This is a genomic window from Neomesorhizobium albiziae, from assembly GCF_900114255.1.
In the GTDB taxonomy this organism is placed as follows: domain Bacteria; phylum Pseudomonadota; class Alphaproteobacteria; order Rhizobiales; family Rhizobiaceae; genus Neomesorhizobium; species Neomesorhizobium albiziae.
Window position 1 is genome coordinate 1 of sequence record NZ_FOSL01000018.1, and the last position, 18,092, is coordinate 18,092.

Annotated in this window: 21 protein-coding genes; 9 read left to right on the forward strand and 12 right to left on the reverse strand. The window is 63.4% G+C overall.

Annotated features, from left to right (window positions below; all coding sequences use genetic code 11):
- Positions 1-346: transposase (locus F3H98_RS22340; RefSeq protein WP_149762546.1), on the forward strand; the 346-nt coding region annotated here is incomplete at its 5' end.
- A gap of 11 nt (positions 347-357) precedes the next feature.
- On the opposite strand, the gene F3H98_RS22345 is transcribed toward F3H98_RS22340, so the two are convergent.
- On the reverse strand, positions 358-1,245 hold the full coding sequence (locus F3H98_RS22345; protein ID WP_149762547.1) for a hypothetical protein: 888 nt from the start codon (positions 1,243-1,245) through the stop codon (positions 358-360).
- Between the two features lie 312 nt (positions 1,246-1,557).
- Positions 1,558-2,745, reverse strand: a complete 1,188-nt coding sequence (locus F3H98_RS22350) for a pyridoxal phosphate-dependent aminotransferase (RefSeq protein ID WP_149762548.1) — start codon at positions 2,743-2,745, stop codon at positions 1,558-1,560.
- 181 nt (positions 2,746-2,926) lie between these two features.
- On the opposite strand from F3H98_RS22350, the gene F3H98_RS22355 reads away from it, so the two are divergent.
- The 5 genes from F3H98_RS22355 to denD all read left to right on the forward strand — a co-directional run bounded on the left by F3H98_RS22355 (position 2,927) and on the right by denD (position 6,616).
- Entirely contained in the window at positions 2,927-3,622 is a 696-nt protein-coding gene (locus tag F3H98_RS22355) for a GNAT family N-acetyltransferase (RefSeq protein ID WP_149762549.1), read from the forward strand.
- Positions 3,623-3,720: 98 nt separating this feature from the next.
- Positions 3,721-4,674, forward strand: a complete 954-nt coding sequence (locus F3H98_RS22360; RefSeq protein ID WP_149762550.1) for a cation diffusion facilitator family transporter — start codon at positions 3,721-3,723, stop codon at positions 4,672-4,674.
- Positions 4,675-4,684: 10 nt separating this feature from the next.
- Positions 4,685-5,443, forward strand: coding sequence for an SDR family oxidoreductase (locus tag F3H98_RS22365; RefSeq protein ID WP_149762551.1), 759 nt, complete (start codon positions 4,685-4,687; stop codon positions 5,441-5,443).
- Positions 5,443-5,643, forward strand: a complete 201-nt coding sequence (locus F3H98_RS22370; protein WP_149762552.1) for a hypothetical protein — start codon at positions 5,443-5,445, stop codon at positions 5,641-5,643. Before F3H98_RS22365 ends, F3H98_RS22370 begins: the two co-directional genes overlap by 1 nt.
- 1 nt (position 5,644) lies before the next feature.
- On the forward strand, positions 5,645-6,616 hold the full coding sequence (denD, locus tag F3H98_RS22375; protein WP_149762553.1) for a D-erythronate dehydrogenase: 972 nt from the start codon (positions 5,645-5,647) through the stop codon (positions 6,614-6,616).
- Positions 6,617-6,674: 58 nt separating this feature from the next.
- On the opposite strand, the gene F3H98_RS22380 is transcribed toward denD, so the two are convergent.
- The 4 genes from F3H98_RS22380 to F3H98_RS31880 form a co-directional block, all read right to left on the reverse strand.
- Complete coding sequence (locus F3H98_RS22380) at positions 6,675-7,856, reverse strand: nickel/cobalt transporter (RefSeq protein ID WP_149762554.1); 1,182 nt, start codon at positions 7,854-7,856, stop codon at positions 6,675-6,677.
- A gap of 1 nt (position 7,857) precedes the next feature.
- Complete coding sequence (locus F3H98_RS22385; protein ID WP_149762555.1) at positions 7,858-8,520, reverse strand: DUF1007 family protein; 663 nt, start codon at positions 8,518-8,520, stop codon at positions 7,858-7,860.
- 138 nt (positions 8,521-8,658) lie between these two features.
- Positions 8,659-9,552, reverse strand: coding sequence for a LysR family transcriptional regulator (locus tag F3H98_RS22390; RefSeq protein ID WP_149762556.1), 894 nt, complete (start codon positions 9,550-9,552; stop codon positions 8,659-8,661).
- Positions 9,553-9,739: 187 nt separating this feature from the next.
- Positions 9,740-11,137 (reverse strand): amidase family protein, encoded by a 1,398-nt coding sequence (locus F3H98_RS31880; RefSeq protein ID WP_244621846.1) that lies wholly within the window; start codon positions 11,135-11,137, stop codon positions 9,740-9,742.
- Between the two features lie 541 nt (positions 11,138-11,678).
- Here F3H98_RS31880 and odc2 point away from each other — a divergent pair.
- Together odc2 and F3H98_RS22410 are read left to right on the forward strand one after the other, a co-directional pair.
- Entirely contained in the window at positions 11,679-12,812 is a 1,134-nt protein-coding gene (gene odc2, locus F3H98_RS22405; protein ID WP_149762557.1) for an ornithine/lysine decarboxylase, read from the forward strand.
- A gap of 255 nt (positions 12,813-13,067) precedes the next feature.
- Positions 13,068-13,637 carry a GNAT family N-acetyltransferase gene (locus F3H98_RS22410; protein WP_149762558.1) on the forward strand — a complete coding sequence of 190 codons (570 nt, stop codon included), beginning with the start codon at positions 13,068-13,070 and terminating at the stop codon, positions 13,635-13,637.
- A 36-nt stretch (positions 13,638-13,673) separates the two neighbouring features.
- Here the strand turns inward: F3H98_RS22410 and F3H98_RS22415 are convergent, their stop codons facing one another.
- Entirely contained in the window at positions 13,674-13,955 is a 282-nt protein-coding gene (locus F3H98_RS22415) for an SCP2 sterol-binding domain-containing protein (RefSeq protein ID WP_149762559.1), read from the reverse strand.
- Between the two features lie 175 nt (positions 13,956-14,130).
- On the opposite strand from F3H98_RS22415, the gene F3H98_RS22420 reads away from it, so the two are divergent.
- A complete protein-coding gene (locus F3H98_RS22420; RefSeq protein WP_149762560.1) occupies positions 14,131-15,309 on the forward strand; it encodes an acyl-CoA dehydrogenase family protein in 1,179 nt (392 codons plus the stop codon).
- A gap of 105 nt (positions 15,310-15,414) precedes the next feature.
- Here F3H98_RS22420 and F3H98_RS22425 read toward each other — a convergent pair whose 3' ends face one another.
- Genes F3H98_RS22425 through fliR form a run of 5 tightly spaced genes read right to left on the reverse strand, consistent with a single transcriptional unit; the run spans position 15,415 to position 18,089 of the window.
- The gene (locus F3H98_RS22425; protein WP_149762561.1) at positions 15,415-15,939 is read right to left on the reverse strand and encodes a hypothetical protein; all 525 of its coding nucleotides are present in this window, start codon (positions 15,937-15,939) and stop codon (positions 15,415-15,417) included.
- Positions 15,936-16,361: a hypothetical protein gene (locus tag F3H98_RS22430; protein ID WP_149762562.1), complete on the reverse strand. Its 426-nt coding sequence runs from the start codon at positions 16,359-16,361 to the stop codon at positions 15,936-15,938. The genes F3H98_RS22425 and F3H98_RS22430 overlap by 4 nt, the downstream gene beginning before the upstream one ends.
- A gap of 12 nt (positions 16,362-16,373) precedes the next feature.
- Positions 16,374-16,910 (reverse strand): rod-binding protein, encoded by a 537-nt coding sequence (locus tag F3H98_RS22435; protein WP_149762563.1) that lies wholly within the window; start codon positions 16,908-16,910, stop codon positions 16,374-16,376.
- Positions 16,911-16,967: 57 nt separating this feature from the next.
- A complete protein-coding gene (locus F3H98_RS22440) occupies positions 16,968-17,354 on the reverse strand; it encodes a hypothetical protein (RefSeq protein ID WP_149762564.1) in 387 nt (128 codons plus the stop codon).
- A gap of 3 nt (positions 17,355-17,357) precedes the next feature.
- Entirely contained in the window at positions 17,358-18,089 is a 732-nt protein-coding gene (gene fliR / locus F3H98_RS22445; RefSeq protein ID WP_188130525.1) for a flagellar biosynthetic protein FliR, read from the reverse strand.
- Positions 18,090-18,092 lie beyond the last annotated feature (3 nt).

The following is an 18,092-nucleotide window of genomic DNA, read 5'->3' on the forward strand; positions in this document are numbered from 1 at the left end:
GCCAATCAACGGCGAGTGCTTCCGCGCCTATGTCGAGCAGCAGCTCGTACCGGTGCTCAGGCCCGGCGACATCGTCGTGATGGACAATCTCGGCTCCCACAAGTCGGCAGCCGTCCGGCAAATGATCCGCGCCGCCGACGCCAGGCTTTGGTACCTGCCGCCCTACTCGCCAGACCTCAACCCGATCGAACAGGCTTTCGCCAAGATCAAGCATTGGATGCGCCTCGCACAGAAGCGAACCATTGAGGATACCTGGCGAGATGTCGGCAACCTCGCCGCAAACATCGAGCCCCACGAATGCTCCAACTACTTCGCAAACGCCGGATACGCTTCTGTCAAAACCTGAAATGCTCTAGATCACCACGGCCGATACCATCCCTCCAGCACCGTCTGGTTGTCGCGATGATTCCCGCCCAGCGTGGCTGCGTAGTAGGCAACGGCTGCGCCGATCGCCAGCGCGGCGGCGGCGAGGAATGCCGCGATCACAGAGGCGTGTCGAGCACGCTCGGCTGCTTCTCGCGCCTGCGTCTCGATTGCGCGTGCCTGCTCAACCAGCTGGTCGACGCGAGTGGACGCCTCTTCCGGCGAAACACCGGTCCGCGACGCGACGGTTGCCACCAGATAGTCCCGGTCGGCCGGATCGATCTGGTCGCCGGTGGCGGCGGTAAGCAGAATGCGCCCGATAGCCTGGCGATCCTCCTCGGTCGCCGCTGCGGCGTCTGGCCGCCCGCGAAGTGTCCGGTCAACGAGCAGAGCCGAAGGGTCCATCGCGTCGACAGCCTGGCCCGCCGCGGAAGCCGCAGCGGTCGCGGTTTGGCCGGCAACTTTTGCCGCTCCCATCGCGCCTGACAGTGCGATGCCGGCCGCCACGAGCGTTGCGAGGCCCCACATGACAAGCCCGTTGGAGCCGTCGCGAATGTCCGATTCCGCTTCGGTTGCGTCGCCGACCCTGCGGCGCATGCGGCCGGTCAGATAGCCACCGCAAAGCGATGCGGTGATTTGAACCCAAAGGATCCAGAGGCCACCGACGACGGAGATCCAGAACAATGACGCGGATTGGCCTTCGCGGGCCGAAGTCATGGACAGGCCTATCGCCGAGCCGAAGGTCAAAAGCACGAAGGAAATTGCGCTGGCCACCACGACGCCGGCCAGGATCGCGGGCCAATCGATATAGGAAGCTCCGGTGTCGCGCGCTCCGGCTTCCTCGACGACGGTCTCACGACCACTTGTTTGTGAAATTGTCATGTTGTCCTCCGATCAGCGCAGGCCGAGCGCGGACAATATGAACAGGACGACGACGACGAGACCGACGAGATAGATGATACCGTGCATTGCATAGTCCTCCATTAGGTCTCTCTGATAACCGGCTCATGGAGACATTGTTCCGCCGCAATTCGATCGCCCCCCATCTGGCTGATGAGTTGCTGTTCGCCGTGGAGCAGAAGGTGCCGATCTTTCGATGGTTGAGATTGCGCGACTGATCTCCCCCCTCGAGGGGGAGATGGCAGCCAGAGAGGTGCGCGCCAGTAAGCGCATGCTCTCCCAGGCAATGTTGCCTCAGTTATTTCTTAAAAAATTCCCGATCCTGTCGATCGCCCGCAGGATGTTCTCTTCCGAGTTGGCGTAGGAGAGGCGGATATAACCTTCGCCGAGGATGCCGAAATCCGGGCCGCCGATCAGCGCCACGCCGGCTTCCTCTAGCAGCGCGGAGGCCAGCTTCTTGGCTTTCCAGCGAGTCCCGGAGACATTGGGGAAGGCATAGAAGGCGCCTTTCGGCGTGATGCAGGAGACACCCGGCAGTCCGTTCAGCCCTTCAACCACCACCTTCCGGCGGCGGTCGAAGGCCTGCATCATCTTGTCGACCTCGTCCTGTGGGCCGTCGATCGCGGCGATGCCGGCAAACTGGGCGGGCGCGTTGACGCAGGACCAGCAATTCACCGCCAGCTTGCGCACCTTGTCGTAGAGGTGGCTGCTATCCGGCGTGTTCGGCCAGATCGACCAGCCCATGCGCCAGCCGGTCATCGCCCAGGTCTTCGACCAGCCGTTGAGCACGATGAGGCGCTCGCGGATCTCCGGGAACTGCAGAAGCGAGCAATGCGTCTCGCCGTCATAGGTCATCACGTCGTAGATTTCGTCCGACAGGATGGCGACATGCGGATGCGCTTGCAGGCCCTTCACCAGCTTCTCGATCTCGGCGTGCGGGGTGACGCCGCCGGTCGGATTGGCCGGCGAGTTGAGGATCAGGAGCCTGGTCTGAGGCGAAATCAGCGAAAGCGTTTCGTCGGCCGAAAAGGCAAAGCCGTTCTCCTCGCGGATCGGCACAGGAACCGGCTTGGCGCCGGTAAACTCGATCATAGAGCGGTAGATCGGAAAGCCGGGGTCGGGATAGAGGATTTCGGCGCCGGGTTCGCCGAACATGATGATTGCCGCATACATGGTGGGCTTGCCGCCCGGCAGGATCATGACATTTTCCGGCGATACCTCGATGCCGGTGGTGGAGAGCGTGCGCCGCACCACCGCCTCGCGGGTGGCCAGAAGCCCGGTCGCCGGCGTGTAGCCGTGGTGGCCGTCGCGCAGCGCCTTGATCGCAGCCTCCACGATATGGGCCGGCGTTTTGAAATCCGGCTGGCCGATGCCGAGATTGACGATGTCCTCGCCTTGCGCGGCAAGGGCGGTTGCCCGCGCCAGCACGGCAAAGGCGTTTTCTTCGCCGAGGCGATCGAAGGCGGGAACGGTGTGGAGCATTCTGTTGACCCGGATTGGTGCTAGCGCATGAGCCTGAAAACCGGTTCCGGTTCGCCAGGGATCATGCGCGGATTCAAAGTCTTACAGCGCCTTTGCGCGTCTGAGTGAAGCGCTGCGCTATAATGGCGGCAGGCATTTTTGAAAGTGTCCGCTTCGCCTGTCAAACGCAAAGGAATTTCCGGTGTCCGACGATTTGAAGAACTGGCAGCCGCGTCCGCGCCCCAGGCGCAAGGTTCTGGAAGGCCGCTACGTCCGGCTGGAGCCGCTCAGCGCTGAAAAACATGGCGACGGGTTGTTCGAAGCGGCGACCGCCGGCAATGCCGACGACCGCTTCCGCTGGCTCGGCGAATACACGCCGCAAAGCCGCGCCGCCTTCCAGCCTTGGCTGGAAAAGGCCGAGGCGAGCGAGGACCCGCTCTATTTCACCGTCATCGACAAGGCATCCGGCAAGGTCGCCGGGCGGCAGACTTTCCTGCGCATCGACCCGGCCAACGGCGCCATCGAGATCGGCCACATCCACTGGGGGCCGCTGATGCAGCGCAGGCCCGCCGCCACCGAGGCGCACTATCTGTTCATGCGTCACATTTTCGACGATCTCGGCTACCGACGCTGGGAGTGGAAGTGCAACAACCGCAACGAGCCTTCCAAGCGCGCCGCATTGCGTTTCGGGTTCCAGCCGGAAGGGGTTTTTCGCCAAGCCATGGTGATCAAGGGAGAAAACCGCGACACCGCTTGGTTTTCGATCATCGACAAGGAATGGCCGGCCTTGCGCAAGGCCTATGAGGCGTGGCTCGATCCGGCTAACTTCGACGCCCAGGGCCAGCAGAAGCAGCGGCTGGAAGAGATGCGGGCGAGCATCGGACCGAAAAGTGCGTAGCGGTTTTCGGAAAAATCCGATGCTGAAACAAAGGATAGAGCAGCGAAGGCGATTCTGATCTAGCGTTCGCTGCTGCTGGCCGGTTAGGAGAACAACGCATGGCGCATGCACACGGCCACGACCATGGCGGCGGCCATGCGGGCCACAGCCATGCCGGCCACGACCATGGCTCCGGCACGACGGACAAGACACGCGTCCTGATCGCCGCCTGCCTGACCGGCGGCTTCATGATCGCCGAGGCGGCCGGCGGCCTTCTCACCGGCTCGCTGGCGCTGCTGGCGGATGCCGGCCACATGCTCACCGATTCTATTGCGCTGTGGCTTGCCTGGTACGCATTCAAGCTGGCGGAGCGGCCAGCGACGCAACGACTGACCTATGGATTCGGACGGGTCAAGACGCTGGTCGCTTACACCAACGGCATCACCATCTTTGCCGTCGCGGTGTGGATCGTTTACGAGGCGGCGCGCCGCTTCATCGAGCCCGCCCCTGTACTGGCCGGACCGATGCTCGTCGTTGCGGTGCTGGGCCTGTTGGTCAATATCGCCGGCTTCCTGGTCCTGCATGGCGGCGACCGCGATAGCCTCAACATGCGCGGCGCCGTTGTGCATGTGCTGGGCGATCTCCTGGGCTCCGTCGCAGCGATCATCGCCGCCCTTGTCATCATGTGGACCGGCTGGACGCCGATCGATCCGATCCTGTCGGTATTGGTCGCGCTGCTCATCCTGTCCACAGCCTGGGCGCTGATGCGCGACGCGGCCCATGTGCTGCTCGAAGGGGTTCCGGCCAATCTCGACCGCGACGCCATCGCGGCCGATGTCGTGAAAGGCGTGCCCGGTGTCCGCAACATCCACCATATGCATGTCTGGTCGCTTGACGGGGCAAACAACATGGCGACGCTCCATGCCTGCCTCGACGAGGGGGTGGACGCGCATGGCGCGGTCAGGGCCATCAAGGAAAGGCTTGCGCAAAGCCACGGCATCGACCATGCCACTGTGGAACCGGAATATGGCGAATGCGCCGACGGGCACGCCGACGAACAACATCACCACTAGGGAAACACGCATGGCAGGCAGGCTGAAGGGAAAGATCGCCGTGGTTACCGCGGCAGGGCAGGGGATCGGCCGGGCAATCGCGGAGGCTTTCGTGGCCGAAGGCGCCACCGTGCATGCCTCCGACCTCGACCGCTCCAAGCTCGAGGGGCTGGCGCGCGCCAGGAAGTCCAAGCTCGACGTGATGTCGACGCGCGCCGTCGAAGCCTATGCGCAAAAGATCGGCCCCATCGATATTCTGGTCAACGTCGCCGGCTACGTGCATCACGGCACCGTGCTCGAAACAAGCGAGAAGGACTGGGATTTTTCCTTCGACCTCAACGTGAAGTCGATGCACCGCACGATCCGCGCCTTTCTGCCCGGCATGCTGGCGCGGGCCAAGGAAAACGGAAGCTCCGGCTCGATCGTCAACCTTTCCTCCGGCGCGTCGTCCATCAAGGGCGCGCCCAACCGCTACGCCTACGGCGCCACCAAGGCCGCCGTCATCGGCCTCACCAAGTCGGTCGCCATGGATTTCATCCGGCAAGGCATCCGCTGCAACGCGATCTGCCCCGGCACCGTGCGTTCGCCCTCCTGGGAGGGCCGGGTCGAGGATCTCGGCAAGACCGCCGGCGGCACCGACAAGGCGATGGAAATGTTCGTCTCGCGCCAGCCGATGGGCCGCGTCGGCGAAGCTTCGGAGATCGCGGCACTTGCGCTTTACCTGGCCGCGGACGAATCCGCCTTCACCACGGGAACGGCCATTCCCATCGATGGCGGCTGGACGCTGTGATGGGAAGCAACCGCGGCGCCGCCATCGCGGCGGCAATCATCCTGGCCGTCTTCGGGACCGCCTTCTATTACATGCCGACCATCGTGCTGGCGGTCGGCAATGTGTCGCCGGCGGCGGCCTTCGCCGTCGCGGTGCTTTTCGTGGCGGCTTTCTTCCTGGTGTTCTGGCTGCGCGGACGAAGCCAGAGGGGGAAAGACTGACATGCGCATCCTGATCACGGGGGCCGCCGGAATGGTGGGTCGCAAGCTCGCCGCCCGCCTGCACAAGGACGGCTCGCTCGCCGGCCGCAAGATCACCGCGCTCGACCTGCACGACATCGTGCCGACCGACACGCTTTCCATGGAAGACGCACATGTCGCCATCCATGTCGGCGACCTCTCCGAGGCGGGTGCTGCGGCCAGGCTGGTGGAGCAGAAGCCGGACGCGATCTTCCACCTCGCCGGCATCGTTTCGGGCGAGGCGGAAGCCAATTTCGACCTAGGCTACCGCGTCAATCTCGACGGCACCCGCGCTCTGTTCGACGCCATCCGGCTCGCCGATTACAGGCCGCGCGTCATCTTCACCTCGTCAATCGCGGTGTTCGGCGCGCCGTTCCCAGATGTCATTTCCGACGATTTCCACCAGACGCCGCTCACCTCCTACGGCACCCAGAAGCTGATGGGCGAGGCGCTGCTTGCCGACTATACCAGGCGCGGCTTCTTCGACGGCATCGGCATCCGCCTGCCCACCATCTGCGTACGGCCGGGCAAACCAAACAAGGCGGCGTCCGGCTTCTTCTCGGGCATCATCCGCGAGCCGCTGAACGGCGTCGAGGCGATCCTGCCGGTGCCGCGCTCTGTGGTGCACACCCACGCCAGCCCGCGCTCGGCGGTCGGCTTCTTGATCCATGCCGCCGGCATCGACGGCGACGCCGTCGGGCCGCGCCGCAACCTCACCATGCCGGGCGTGGCCGTCAGCGTCGGCGAGCAGATCGAGGCGCTTGAGCGCATCGCCGGCGCCGATGTGGCGGGACTGATCCGCGAGGAAACGGACGAGACGATCTGGTCGATCGTGAAGGGCTGGCCGACCCGCTTCGAGGCCACGCGGGCAAGGGCGCTCGGCTTCACCGCCGAGGAGAACTTCGACGATATCGTGCGGGTCCATATCGAGGACGAACTGGGCAGGACGATATAGCCGGCGCGTCGCAAGATAAGAGGCGACGTGGGGCGCTGTTGGTCAGGCTGCGATCTTCTCAAGCCGTCAGGCTTGCGCTGAGCAACAACAGCCCCATCAGCATCACCAGTGCGGCGCCGCCGATCTCGAAGGCTGAATGCACGCGGTTGCCCATGCGGCCGTCGCCGGCGAAGTACACCGCCCAGTTCTTCGCGGTGACGGCAAGCGTGGCGAGGATCGAGACGGTGATCGCGGTGCCGATCGCCATCGCCACCACCGACAGGATGCCGCCGGCCCACAGGCCGTTGAGGAAGGCGAACGACAGGACGATCAGCGCGCCCGAGCAGGGGCGGATGCCGACGGCGGCGACTGCCGACCAGGCGGCGCGCCAATCGAAGCGGTCGCCCGACAGAAGTGCTGGATCGGGCGCATGCGAATGGCCGCAGGTCTCGCAGACCTCGCCGGGGGCATGTGCATGGCCGTGATGGTCGTGGTGCGCGTGGGCCGAGGCATGCGCGTGCGAGTGGTCGTGATGCGCATGGTCGTGGCCGGCGTGAGCATGCGCCTCGTGGCTGTGGCTGTGCGCGCCGGAGTGCGCGTGGCTGTGTGCGTGTGCGGCATGCGAATGCCCGTGAGAATGCGAATGCGCATGCCCGTGTGCATGGGCATGCGCGGCCGAAAGGCTGTAGGCCGGGTTGGCCCCGAACAGTCCGCGCACCAGCGGCCCGGCCTTGCGCCACAAGAGCCAGGCGCCGAATGCGGTGATCATCGCGTAGCTCACGGTTTCCAGGAACCAGGTGGCGTCGGTCATCGAGATCGACGTTCCGCGCAGCACCAGGAAGACCAGCGTCATCACGGCGATCGCAGTCGCGGCCTGCAGGAAGGCGGAGACGAAGGACAAGAAGATGCCACGGCGCAGCGCCACTTCGTTGGCGAGCATGTAGGACGAAATCACCGCCTTGCCGTGGCCGGGGCCGGCTGCGTGGAAGATGCCGTAGACGAAGGAAAGGCCGACCAGCAGCCACAGCTTCGAGCCATCCCCGCGCATCGCCTTCAGCGCGCCGGTCAGCTCGCGATAGAAAGCCTGCTGCTGCACGTTGATCCAGTTCAGCCATCCGGCGAACAGCCCGGTCGACGGCAAGGTCGCCTCGTTAGCGCCGATGCCGAGTGAGCTTTGCGCATGCGCGGGGGCGAGGAAATGCGTGGCGATGTAGGAAAGCGCCAGCAACGCAAACACGATGCGGATGAAGGTCTTGCTCATGTCAGCCCTTGCAGCTCAGTTCGAGGCGGGTGGCGAAAATCTTGCTCATGTCGGTGCCCGAGGGATCGTTGAAGAACGCGTCGGTGAGCTTCGACTGGTTCTGAGCAAGGGCTTCGTCGGGGTCGGGGCGGACAACGGTGCGGGTGCAGCCCGCCGGCAGGTCGCCGTCGACCGCCATGTTGTCGTCCTCGGTGAAATCGATCGCCGTATAGAAGGTCGGATCGTAGACGCCGAAATCCACCTTGCCGGAAAGCTTCAGCGGCTCCTTCGGCTCGGATTCGAACAGGATGATGAGCTGGTCGCTCTCGTAATTGGCGATCAGCTGCGCCGGCGGCTTCATGGCCACATCCTTGCCGTCTTCCGTCACCACCTGGAAGTAGTCGTATTCGGCAAGCGAGGTAGTAACCGTGTTGGCCACCTCCTGCAGTTCGGCGTCGTCGAGCTGCAGGTCGGCGTTCTTGTCGAATTCCATCAGCACCGTGCTGGAGAAGACATCGTCGAAACGCCAGAGGTGGCGTAGCGACTTGACCGACTTGTCGGGGTTGAGCGTCACGTCGAGGCGGGCTTCGGCGAAGACGTGGGGGTGCACGAAAGCCGGAACCGTGGTGGCAAGGAAGGCGGCCGCAGCACTCGCCAGAATAGTCGTTGGCGCGGAAAGTCGCATCGAAGAGTGCCGTCCTTTGGATTGAGATTGCCGAGGTTTACCAGAAAACCGGCGAAATTGGGACCCGCGCCCCAAGCATTTTGCAGCCAGGCGTAATCACCTGGCGTCGCACAAATGCGGCCAACAGACAAATCGTGTCTATTCCCGCGATTTGAACCACTGCACCAGGAAATCGACCAGCACGCGCACCTTGGCGGGCAGATAGCGGCGGTGCGGATAGACCGCGAAAATGCCGCCTCCAGTGACGATGCGGTCCTCGAGCGCGGCGACCAGCCGGCCGGCGTCGATGTCGGGCTGGGCGATGAAATCGGGCAGCAAGGCGAAACCGAGCCCGGAGAGCGCTGCGGCGCGGGTCGCAATCGGGCTGTTGACCTCCAGCCGGCCAGACACGGCAACGCTGATCATTTCCCCGGTTTCCCCGATAAAGGCCCAGTTGGAGAGATTGCGGCTGTTGGTGTCGACGATGCACGGAATCTTGGTCAGGTCCTGCGGCCGTTGCGGCAGGCCATTTTTCTCGGCGAAGTCGGGCGACGCACAGAGCACGACCGAGAACGGCGCGAGCCGCCGGGCGATCAGCGACGAGTTTTCCAGTCGCGAGATGCGGATGGCGAGGTCGAAGCCTTCCTCCACCAGATCGACGAACCGGTCGTCGAGGTAGATTTCCAGCGTGATTTCCGGATGCTCCCTGGCGAAGTCGATCAGCGATTGGCCGATCGGCGCATCGGCGAAGGTGCGTGGTGCCGAAAGTTTGATCCGGCCGCGCACGTCGCCGGAAGATTCGCGCACCGTCTCCTGTAGGCTGTCGATCTCGCGGACGATTTCGGAAGCCCGCCGGTAATAGGTGTGGCCGGCTTCGGTCAGCGAAAACTGCCGCGTGGTGCGGTTGAGCAGCAGCGCGCCGAGTTCGTCCTCCAGTTCGCGCACATATTTGGAAAGCAGCGCTTTCGAGCGGCCGATCTTGCGCGCCGCGGCGGAAAAACCCTCCGCCTCGACGACGTCGATGAAGGCGCGCATGCGGGTCAGTGTGTCCATGGATGTCCTCGCGCTGAAAGTTCGGTTGCTGTCCCCAGAGGAGGATCGGCTGCGTGGACGTTGGATCCTTCCCCGTTTACGGGGGAGGGGGACCACGCGAAGCGTGGTGGAGGGGGCATGGCTGTGAAGCAGCCGGGTGGGGTGAGCTTTCGTAACACCGCCGCAGGGGCTACAAGTTCCGCCGTCATCACTTGTCCGCTTCCTCCAGAATCCGCCGGCCAAGCCGGATCAGCGCGAGATCGCTGCCGGCGGGGCCGAGCAGCGAGATGCCGAAGGGCGCACCGTCGACCGAGCCGAGCGGCAGCGTGATTTGCGGAAAGCCGGAAAGGCCCGACAGGCACAGAAGATGAAGTGCCTGCTCGCGATAGGCCTGGGTGGCATCGAAACTTGCGGATTTCAGCGGGGCCGCGCCCGGAACGGTGGGCAGGATGAGAATGCCGCCAGAGCCCAGAAGTCCCGCCAGCTCGTCGCGGAAGTCGTCCCGGCGCGCTGTCTCGGCTTCGGCGGTCTCGTGGGTGATGGTCGCGCCGAATTCGAAGCGTTCCTTGACGCCCGGGCCGAGGCCGCGATCCTTCGCGGAAATCCAGCTTCCTTGCGAGGCCCAGGCCTCATGGGCCTGCAGCTTGCGGAAGCACCAGTAGAGGTCGCCTATGTCGTGGGAAAGGGTAGGGGCGGCGGCCGGAGCGCCGGTGACGTTGGCTGCCAGGTCACGAATACGCGCATATTCGGCGACGGCGTTGGGCAGCACCAGCCCATCAAGGACAGAAATGGAGAAGGCGCGGATTTCACCCTCCCCCTTGTGGGGAGGATCGGCGCGCAGCGCCGGGGTGGGGGTCTCCCTCCTCTCGATGGAGAGGGTGGAGCCCGACGAGTTGTTCAAATGCCCCTCATCCCCTGCCGGACCTTCTCCCTGTAGGGACGGGGAGAAGGAGGATGGCCGCGACGTGGACGCCCCCCTCTCCCCGTCCTTTACGGGGAGAGGGTAAGGGTGAGGGTGAGGGGCAGCGCTGTCCCTGCCAAGCAGCACCTCGGCCACCTTCTCATAGGTCTCAATATCCCGCGCGAACCAGCCGAACGTGTCGAGGCTCGGCGCCAGCGGCATAACGCCGTCGAGTGGTATCGCGCTATGCGTGGTGCGCAGGCCGACCAGGCCGCAGAAGGAGGCAGGCGCGCGGATCGAGCCGCCGGTATCCGACCCGACCGCGATGTCGGCCAGTCCACCGGCAACAGTGGCGGCGGATCCGGAAGAGGAGCCGCCGGTGACGCGGTCGGGCGCCGCGGGATTGACCGGCTGCGGGAAGTGCGCGTTGTGTCCCATCAGCGAGAAGGCGAGTTCGTCGGTCTGCGTCTTGCCGGCGAATCGCGCGCCGGCATCGAGAAGCGTCTGCACGGCGACGGCGGTTTTGCGGGCCGGCGAAGCCTCGGCGGCCCTCTGCGGGTTGCCGCAGCCGGTCGGGTAGCCGGCGACATCGAATATGTCCTTGACGGCCAGCCGAAGCCCCGCCAACGGTCCGGATTTCGCATTGGCAACAGGCACATGCGGCAAATCCAGGAATGCGTTGAAGGGGTCGCGCCGCTCGGCCATCGTTCATTATCCGGAAACAGTGCGCGCAGCATTGTTCGACGTCCGGATTTTTTCAAGTCGGGCTTCGATTTTAATTGATTGTTACAGCACTCGACCATATATCGCGACTTGCCCAAAGTCGCACGTGCCTGTGGGTGTCCGCTGGTCCCTCGAATGGCGAGGAAACCGGTAAGGTAACTGGAGCCAACCACTCCAGTCGGTTTAGTGGCCAACCGCCAAACCGAGGACACCTTGAAGCAACGACGGTGCGGGCCTTTCTGGTGTTCTGCCGGTCGTCCAAAGACCGGGGTTACTGAAGAGGCACACCTTCATTGCCGGCAGTGCGGACGGGTCTCCCATCCAAGCCAAGGCAGACAAAGCGAACCGAAGCCGGGCTGGCTAAGGTTCATCGCCGCGAGACGGCGTTTCATGGTTCCGGGGTCTCCACCGGCTGGTTCCATGGATTTCCGTCCCGCCTTTGTTTGATCGCGTGTTCGCGAGGCCGACGGCCCGCGTCCCGCACGCCCTTGTGCGCGCCGAAAGGCGCGATTGGAGAGACCCGATGGCTACCCAGCGCATCCTCGATTTCCTCGCCACCCGACGTCCGTCCGGTCCTTGCCTGGTCGTCGACCTCGATGTCGTGCGCGACAATTTCAACGCCTTCGAGAAGGCGCTTCCCGATTCCAAGATCTACTACGCGGTGAAGGCAAACCCGGCGCCGGAGATCCTGCGCCTGCTTGCTGCGATGGGCTCGTCCTTCGACACCGCGTCAGTTGCCGAGGTTGAGATGGCGATGGACGCGGGGGCTCCCGCCGAACGAATCTCCTTCGGCAACACCATCAAGAAGGAGCGCGACATCGCGCGCGCCTACCAGCTCGGCATCCGGCTGTTCGCCGTCGACTGCGTCGAGGAGGTCGAGAAGATCGCCCGCGCAGCGCCCGGCGCCCGCGTGTTCTGCCGCGTGCTCACCGATGGCGAAGGCGCCGAGTGGCCGCTGTCGCGCAAGTTCGGCTGCGTGCCGGCGATGGCCGTCGACGTGCTGCGTCATGCCGGCAAGCTCGGCCTCGACGCCTACGGCGTGTCGTTCCATGTCGGCTCGCAGCAGACCGATCTCACCGCATGGGACCGCGCGCTGGGCGACGCCAAGAAGGTGTTCGCACAGCTTGCCGACGAGGGCATCGTGTTGAAGATGGTCAATATGGGCGGCGGCTTCCCGACGCGCTACCTGAAGGACGTGCCGGCGGCGCAGGCCTATGGCCAGGCGATCTTCTCGGCGCTGCGCAAGCACTTCGGCAACGCCATTCCCGAGACCATCATCGAGCCGGGCCGCGGCATGGTCGGCAATGCCGGCGTCATCAAGTCGGAAGTCGTCCTGATTTCGAAGAAGGCCGACAACGACAATGTGCGATGGGTGTTCCTCGACATCGGCAAGTTCGGCGGTCTCGCCGAAACGATGGACGAGGCGATCCGCTACCCGATCGTGACCGCGCATGACGGCGGTGCGACCGCGCCTTGCGTGCTCGCCGGCCCGACCTGCGATTCGGCCGACGTGATGTATGAGAAGACGCCGTACCCGCTGCCCCTGTCGCTGACCATCGGCGACGAGGTTCTGATCGAGGGTACCGGTGCGTACACCACCACCTACTCGGCGGTCGCCTTCAACGGCTTCGAGCCACTCCGATCCTACGTGATCTGACGGCCTCAAAGCGTGATCCCGAAAAGTGGGAACCGGTTTTCGGAAAAGATCACGCTCAAAGGGTCGTGATCCCGAAAAGTGGGAACCGGTTTTCGGAAAAGATCACGCTCAAAAGGGTCGTGATCCCGAAAAGTGGGAACCGGTTTTCGGAAAAGATCACGCTCAAAAGGGTCGTCGGATCACGCCATAGCGGACGATTTTGTGCCGCTATGGCTGCTTGTGGACACTTTTCTCCACTCGTAAGGGATCAGGAAGATGGAAGTCGTTGAAAACATTGCGCGAAACGAATTCGTTTTCGCCATCACCGCAGAAATCGATCCACATGTGCCGGCGCGCGAGGCGTTGCTCGACCGGGCCATGGGTTTGAAAAGACGCAAGAAATCCTCCGAAAAGCTGCGGCGCGGCCGGCGTCCGTCGGAGGGCCTGGCGTTCGTGGCGCGCGACGGCGCCGGCACGGTCGTCGGCACGGTTCGTCTGTGGGATGTCCGGCTTGGTGAGAACGGCGGCAAGGCGCTGCTGCTCGGGCCGCTGGCGGTCGAGCCGTCGCTGAAAAGCGCGGGCATCGGCAAGGCATTGATGTCGCACGCTATTTCGGAAGCCAAGCGGCTCGGCCACGCAGCGATCCTGCTGGTCGGCGATGCGCCCTATTACAGCCGTTTCGGCTTCTCGGCTGACAAGACCGGCGCGCTTGCCATGCCCGGTCCGTACGAACGGCACCGCTTCCTTGCGCTTGAACTGAGCGAAGGCGCGCTTAACGGCGCAAAGGGTGTGCTGCGTGCCGCCGGACGCAAGCTGAAAGGCGGCGGGCTGAAGCTCGCCGCCTGACTATTCCTTATCTATCAACGGTTTAGCGCGGCAGAATCAGAGCAGCTGGCTGAGCGCCATGGCGACGGTCATGTCGCCCTCGATCTTAATGCGTCCCGTCATGAAGGCGCTGGTCGGGTTGAGGTCGCCGGAAATCAGCTGCTCGAAATCGTCGAGTGACAGCTTGATGGTGCAGTCGGCCGGGCCGTCGGTGGTCGACACCGTGGCGCCGTCGATCACGATGACGCCGTCAGCGCCAGTATCGAATTTCACGGAACGCTCGAAACCCGCGCTCGCGACTTTCGCCGTCATCTTTTCGGCGATATCCTGAATTGCCATGCAAATGCTCCTCGTCCCGGTGTTTGTCGTGCGGCCGACCGCGCCAAAGTTTTCATCCTGGCCGAATTCCAAGGCCAAAATCGCTGCCGGCTGGCGACACTATCGGCATATAGCTTTGGATTGACGTTTACGTCAAATGTGAAATGGCGTCTTTAAGACGCTCGCGAGGATGGACATGCAATTCACGTCCGAACACGAGCAGCTTCGCAAGACCGTCGCCAAGTTCGTCGAGACCGAACTCAACCCGTATGTCGACGGCTGGGAAGAGGCCGAACAGTTCCCCGCCCACGATGTGTTCAAGAAGCTTGGAGATCTCGGCCTGCTCGGCATCAAATACGATCCCCGCTATGGCGGGCTCGGACTGGACTTTTCCTATTCGATGGTGATGGCGGAAGAGTTGGGCGGCGTCCATTGTGGCGGCGTGCCGATGGCGATCGGGGTCCACACCGACATGTCGACGCCGGCTTTGAACCGCTTCGGTTCCGACCATGTGAAGCGCAATTTCCTGGCGCCGTCCATCGCGGGCGACGCCGTGAGCTGCCTTGGCGTTTCGGAACCAGGCGGCGGCTCGGATGTCGCGGCGGTCAGGACCGCGGCGCGCAAGGACGGCGACGACTACGTCATCTCCGGAACCAAGATGTGGATCACCAACGGCATGCAGGCCGACTGGTGCTGCCTGCTTGCCAACACGTCGGAAGGTGCGGTTCACCAGAACAAGTCGCTGATCGCGGTGCCGATGGACGCCAGGGGGATCACGCGGCAGAAGATCAGGAAGATCGGCATGAATTCTTCCGATACGGCGCAACTCTTCTTCGACGAGGTGCGGGTGCCGCGGAAGAATGTCATCGGCGAGGAGGGCATGGGCTTCACTATGCAGATGATGCAGTTCCAGGAGGAACGCCTCTATGCCGCGGCGAGCTCGCTGAAGGGGTTTGACCGGCTGATCGACCTGACGATCGACTATACGGGTCAACGCGGCGCTTTCGGCAAACCTGTGCTGGACAATCAGGTCGTGCATTTTCGGCTGGCGGAACTGAGGACCGAGGTCGAGGCGCTGCGGGCGCTTACCTGGTCGGCGGTCGAACGTTATGTCGACGGCGCCGACGTCACCCGGCTTGCTTCGATGGCCAAGCTGAAAGCCGGGCGGCTGGCGCGCGAACTCAGCGATGCCTGCCTGCAATATTGGGGCGGGATGGGATTTTCCTACGACAACCCGGTCAGCCGCGCCTATCGCGACACGCGCCTGGTGTCGATCGGCGGCGGTGCCGACGAGATCATGCTCGGCATCATCTGCAAGTTGGAAGGCACGCTGCCCGGCACCAGCAACAAGCGCGGCGGCAGCGAGGCCGAATAGAGCAGCGAACGCTAAACAGGAACCGCCTTCGCTGCTCTATCCATTTGTTTCAGCATCGGATTTTTCCGAAAACCGCTTCGCACTTTTCGGTCCGATGCTCTGGCCTCAGTGTTTCGGCGCCGGCGCGTCCAGCGGCTTGCCTCGCGCTCTTTCGGCGGTGTTGCGCTGGCGGATCGTGTTGTTGCGGATGTCAGCCTTGGACAGATAGTCGATCTGCTCGATCAGCACCTCATGGACAAGCGTGTCGCCAACGCGCTTGTTGATGCTGTCCCTGATGCCGTTCCTGAGAGCGTCGACATCGACCTTCGCGGTCCTGGTGAAGTCGATCTCCGGGTGGGAAAACAGATAGGAATATACCTCGTCGACGATCAGCGACTCGGCCGGGATCGACAGCTTGTTCAGCTTTTCGCTTTCGACCGTGTAAACGAAGCGGCCGATGAAATAGCCGTTGATGGCGCCCGACTGCAGCACCGGCACCGAGAACACTTCGGTCTTCACATAATCCAGCCCGCCGAAAAAGGCGCGCTCCTGACCCGGCTCGGGCTTCGCCGCCGACGACTGGAACGAATAGACCATGGCGCCGATGGTGACGACGCAGATCCAGATCGCGGCGACGACGAACTTGATCATCCGGCGACGCCGAACTCACCGGCCGAGTAGGTGCCGTCGGCCTCCGAATGCTGGATTGCATTCTGCAGCAGGGTAGCCACCTCGTTGACCGCGTTGAGCCGGGCGAGGATCGCGGCTTCGTTGGATTCCAGCTTCTGGCGCAGGCGGACGAAATCGCCGCGATGCTGGTCGCTCAGCACGACCGTCTCGCCGATGCCTTTCATGACCCTGGTCAGTTCGTAGAGATAGCGGCCCTTGCGCGCATTCGAGGCCTTGAGGTCGAAATTGCTGTCGGTGTTGATCAACGCCGTCTCTTCGTCCACAGCCTCCTCGATGCGGCCAAGGATCGCCGCCAGCGAAGCCGGCATGGCGGCAGTCGCGGCGACCTCATTGGTGGAAGCACGTGCGGGCGTCTGCGGGTTGATCAGGGGAAAGTCGGACATGCTGCTCCTGGCCTAAGGTTTGAGGCTTGCCGATGCATCTTCGGCAAGGGATTTCGTGAGTTTGCGCTGCATTTCCTGAACGAGAGCTGTCGAAAGCATGCTCTGACGATCGATCTCGGCCTTCTCCGGACCGGCCGAAACACCGCTCAGCGCCACCTTGGTTTCGCCTTCGAAATAGTGATCGCGCAGGATGCTGTCGGCGATGCCGATGCCGCCCCGTTTGGCCACTGCGTCGCCCAGTTGTTGGGAGAGCAGGGACTGCCACATGTCACCGGCCATGCCGTTTCCGTAAACCGCTCCGGCATCCTTTGGCAGCATCGATTGAATGAACTGCTGCAGCACCATCGCCTCGAACTTGACGAAGGTTTCCGGTGTGGCCTTCGCTTCAGGTGCCGATGCATTCCTCATGTCGCTTATCGAAAAGGCGTTGTCCACGACAGCGGCGGCGCCGCTTCGCTGCGCCAGCCGGGCGCGCGCCGCGTCGATGTTTGCCGGCTCGATGGCCCGGGCAACATCGAGAACAATGTCGCTGGGTGGAGAGATCGCCACGAACGTTTCCTGTCTTATTCTTGCCGGCTATTATCGCTCGCCAAACTTGTGGCAGCCTTACTTGGCTTCGGACGTCTTGCGCTGGATCAATTCCAGCCGTTCGCGGTCAGCCTGGTCGCGTTCGTCCATGCGCAGCACCTCGCGATAGGCCCGCTCGACCATGTTGGTGCGTGCGGTCGCGGTGGCGACGCGCCCGGCCTCGCCGCGCGCGCTTTCGAGGCTGGTATCCTTGCGGGTCAGCGCGCTGGCGATGCGCCGGTTGTAGAGTTCGGGAAAAAGCGCGGAATAAGAGTCTTCGGCGTCAAAGCTTTTGGCAAGATCCTGCGCTTCGGTTTCAGCCGCAGAGGCTGCAGCCAGAAAACCTGCATGACGGGTCTCGTGGAAGGCCTTCAACTGCTCCTGGACCTTCACCAATTTCTTCAGGCGATCCCTGCGCGAGGTCATGGCCTACCTTCCAATCGTAACCGGGATGAAACCATCGGCGAACAGGCTGAGCAGCGTAGCGATGGCGAAATAAAGCATGACCAGACCGCCGGCGATGACGAAGGGCAGCGAGATGAAATAGACCGGTATCTGCGGCGTCAGCTTGTTGATGAAGCCGATGGTCACGTTGACGAGCAGACCATAGGCAATGAACGGGCTGCCGAGGCGGATCATCACCATGAAGGATTCGGACAAGGTGTCGGTCAGGTCGACCAGCGCCGATTGCGGGTTGAAGAAGACGTTGACCGGCGCGACGCGGTAGGATTCGACCAGCGCCTTCACGACCTCGTGGTGGAAGTCGAACACAAAAAGCAGAAGCAATGCGGCGAACGAAATGATCGCTGCGAGCGGCGCCTGCGGTTCGGGTTCCTCGATGCCCGGTCCGGCCATGCCGCCGTAACCGATCATCATGGCGATTGCCGCGCCGGCAAACTGGAGCGCCAGGATGTAGACGCGGGTAATCAGGCCGATCAGTCCGCCGATCATCACCTCGGAGACGATCATCGGCAAAAGCACGCCCGGCTGCTTGCTGACGAAAGGAACGATCTGGTCCCACATATGGATCAGCAGCGCGCCGGTCGCCGCGACCGCGACGAAAAGCCGGACCTGTATAGGCACGCGGACACTGGCGATGCCCGGCATCAGCAGAAAGCACCCGCCGATGCGGCAGAAGGCTACGAACGCCGCAAGCACCATGCT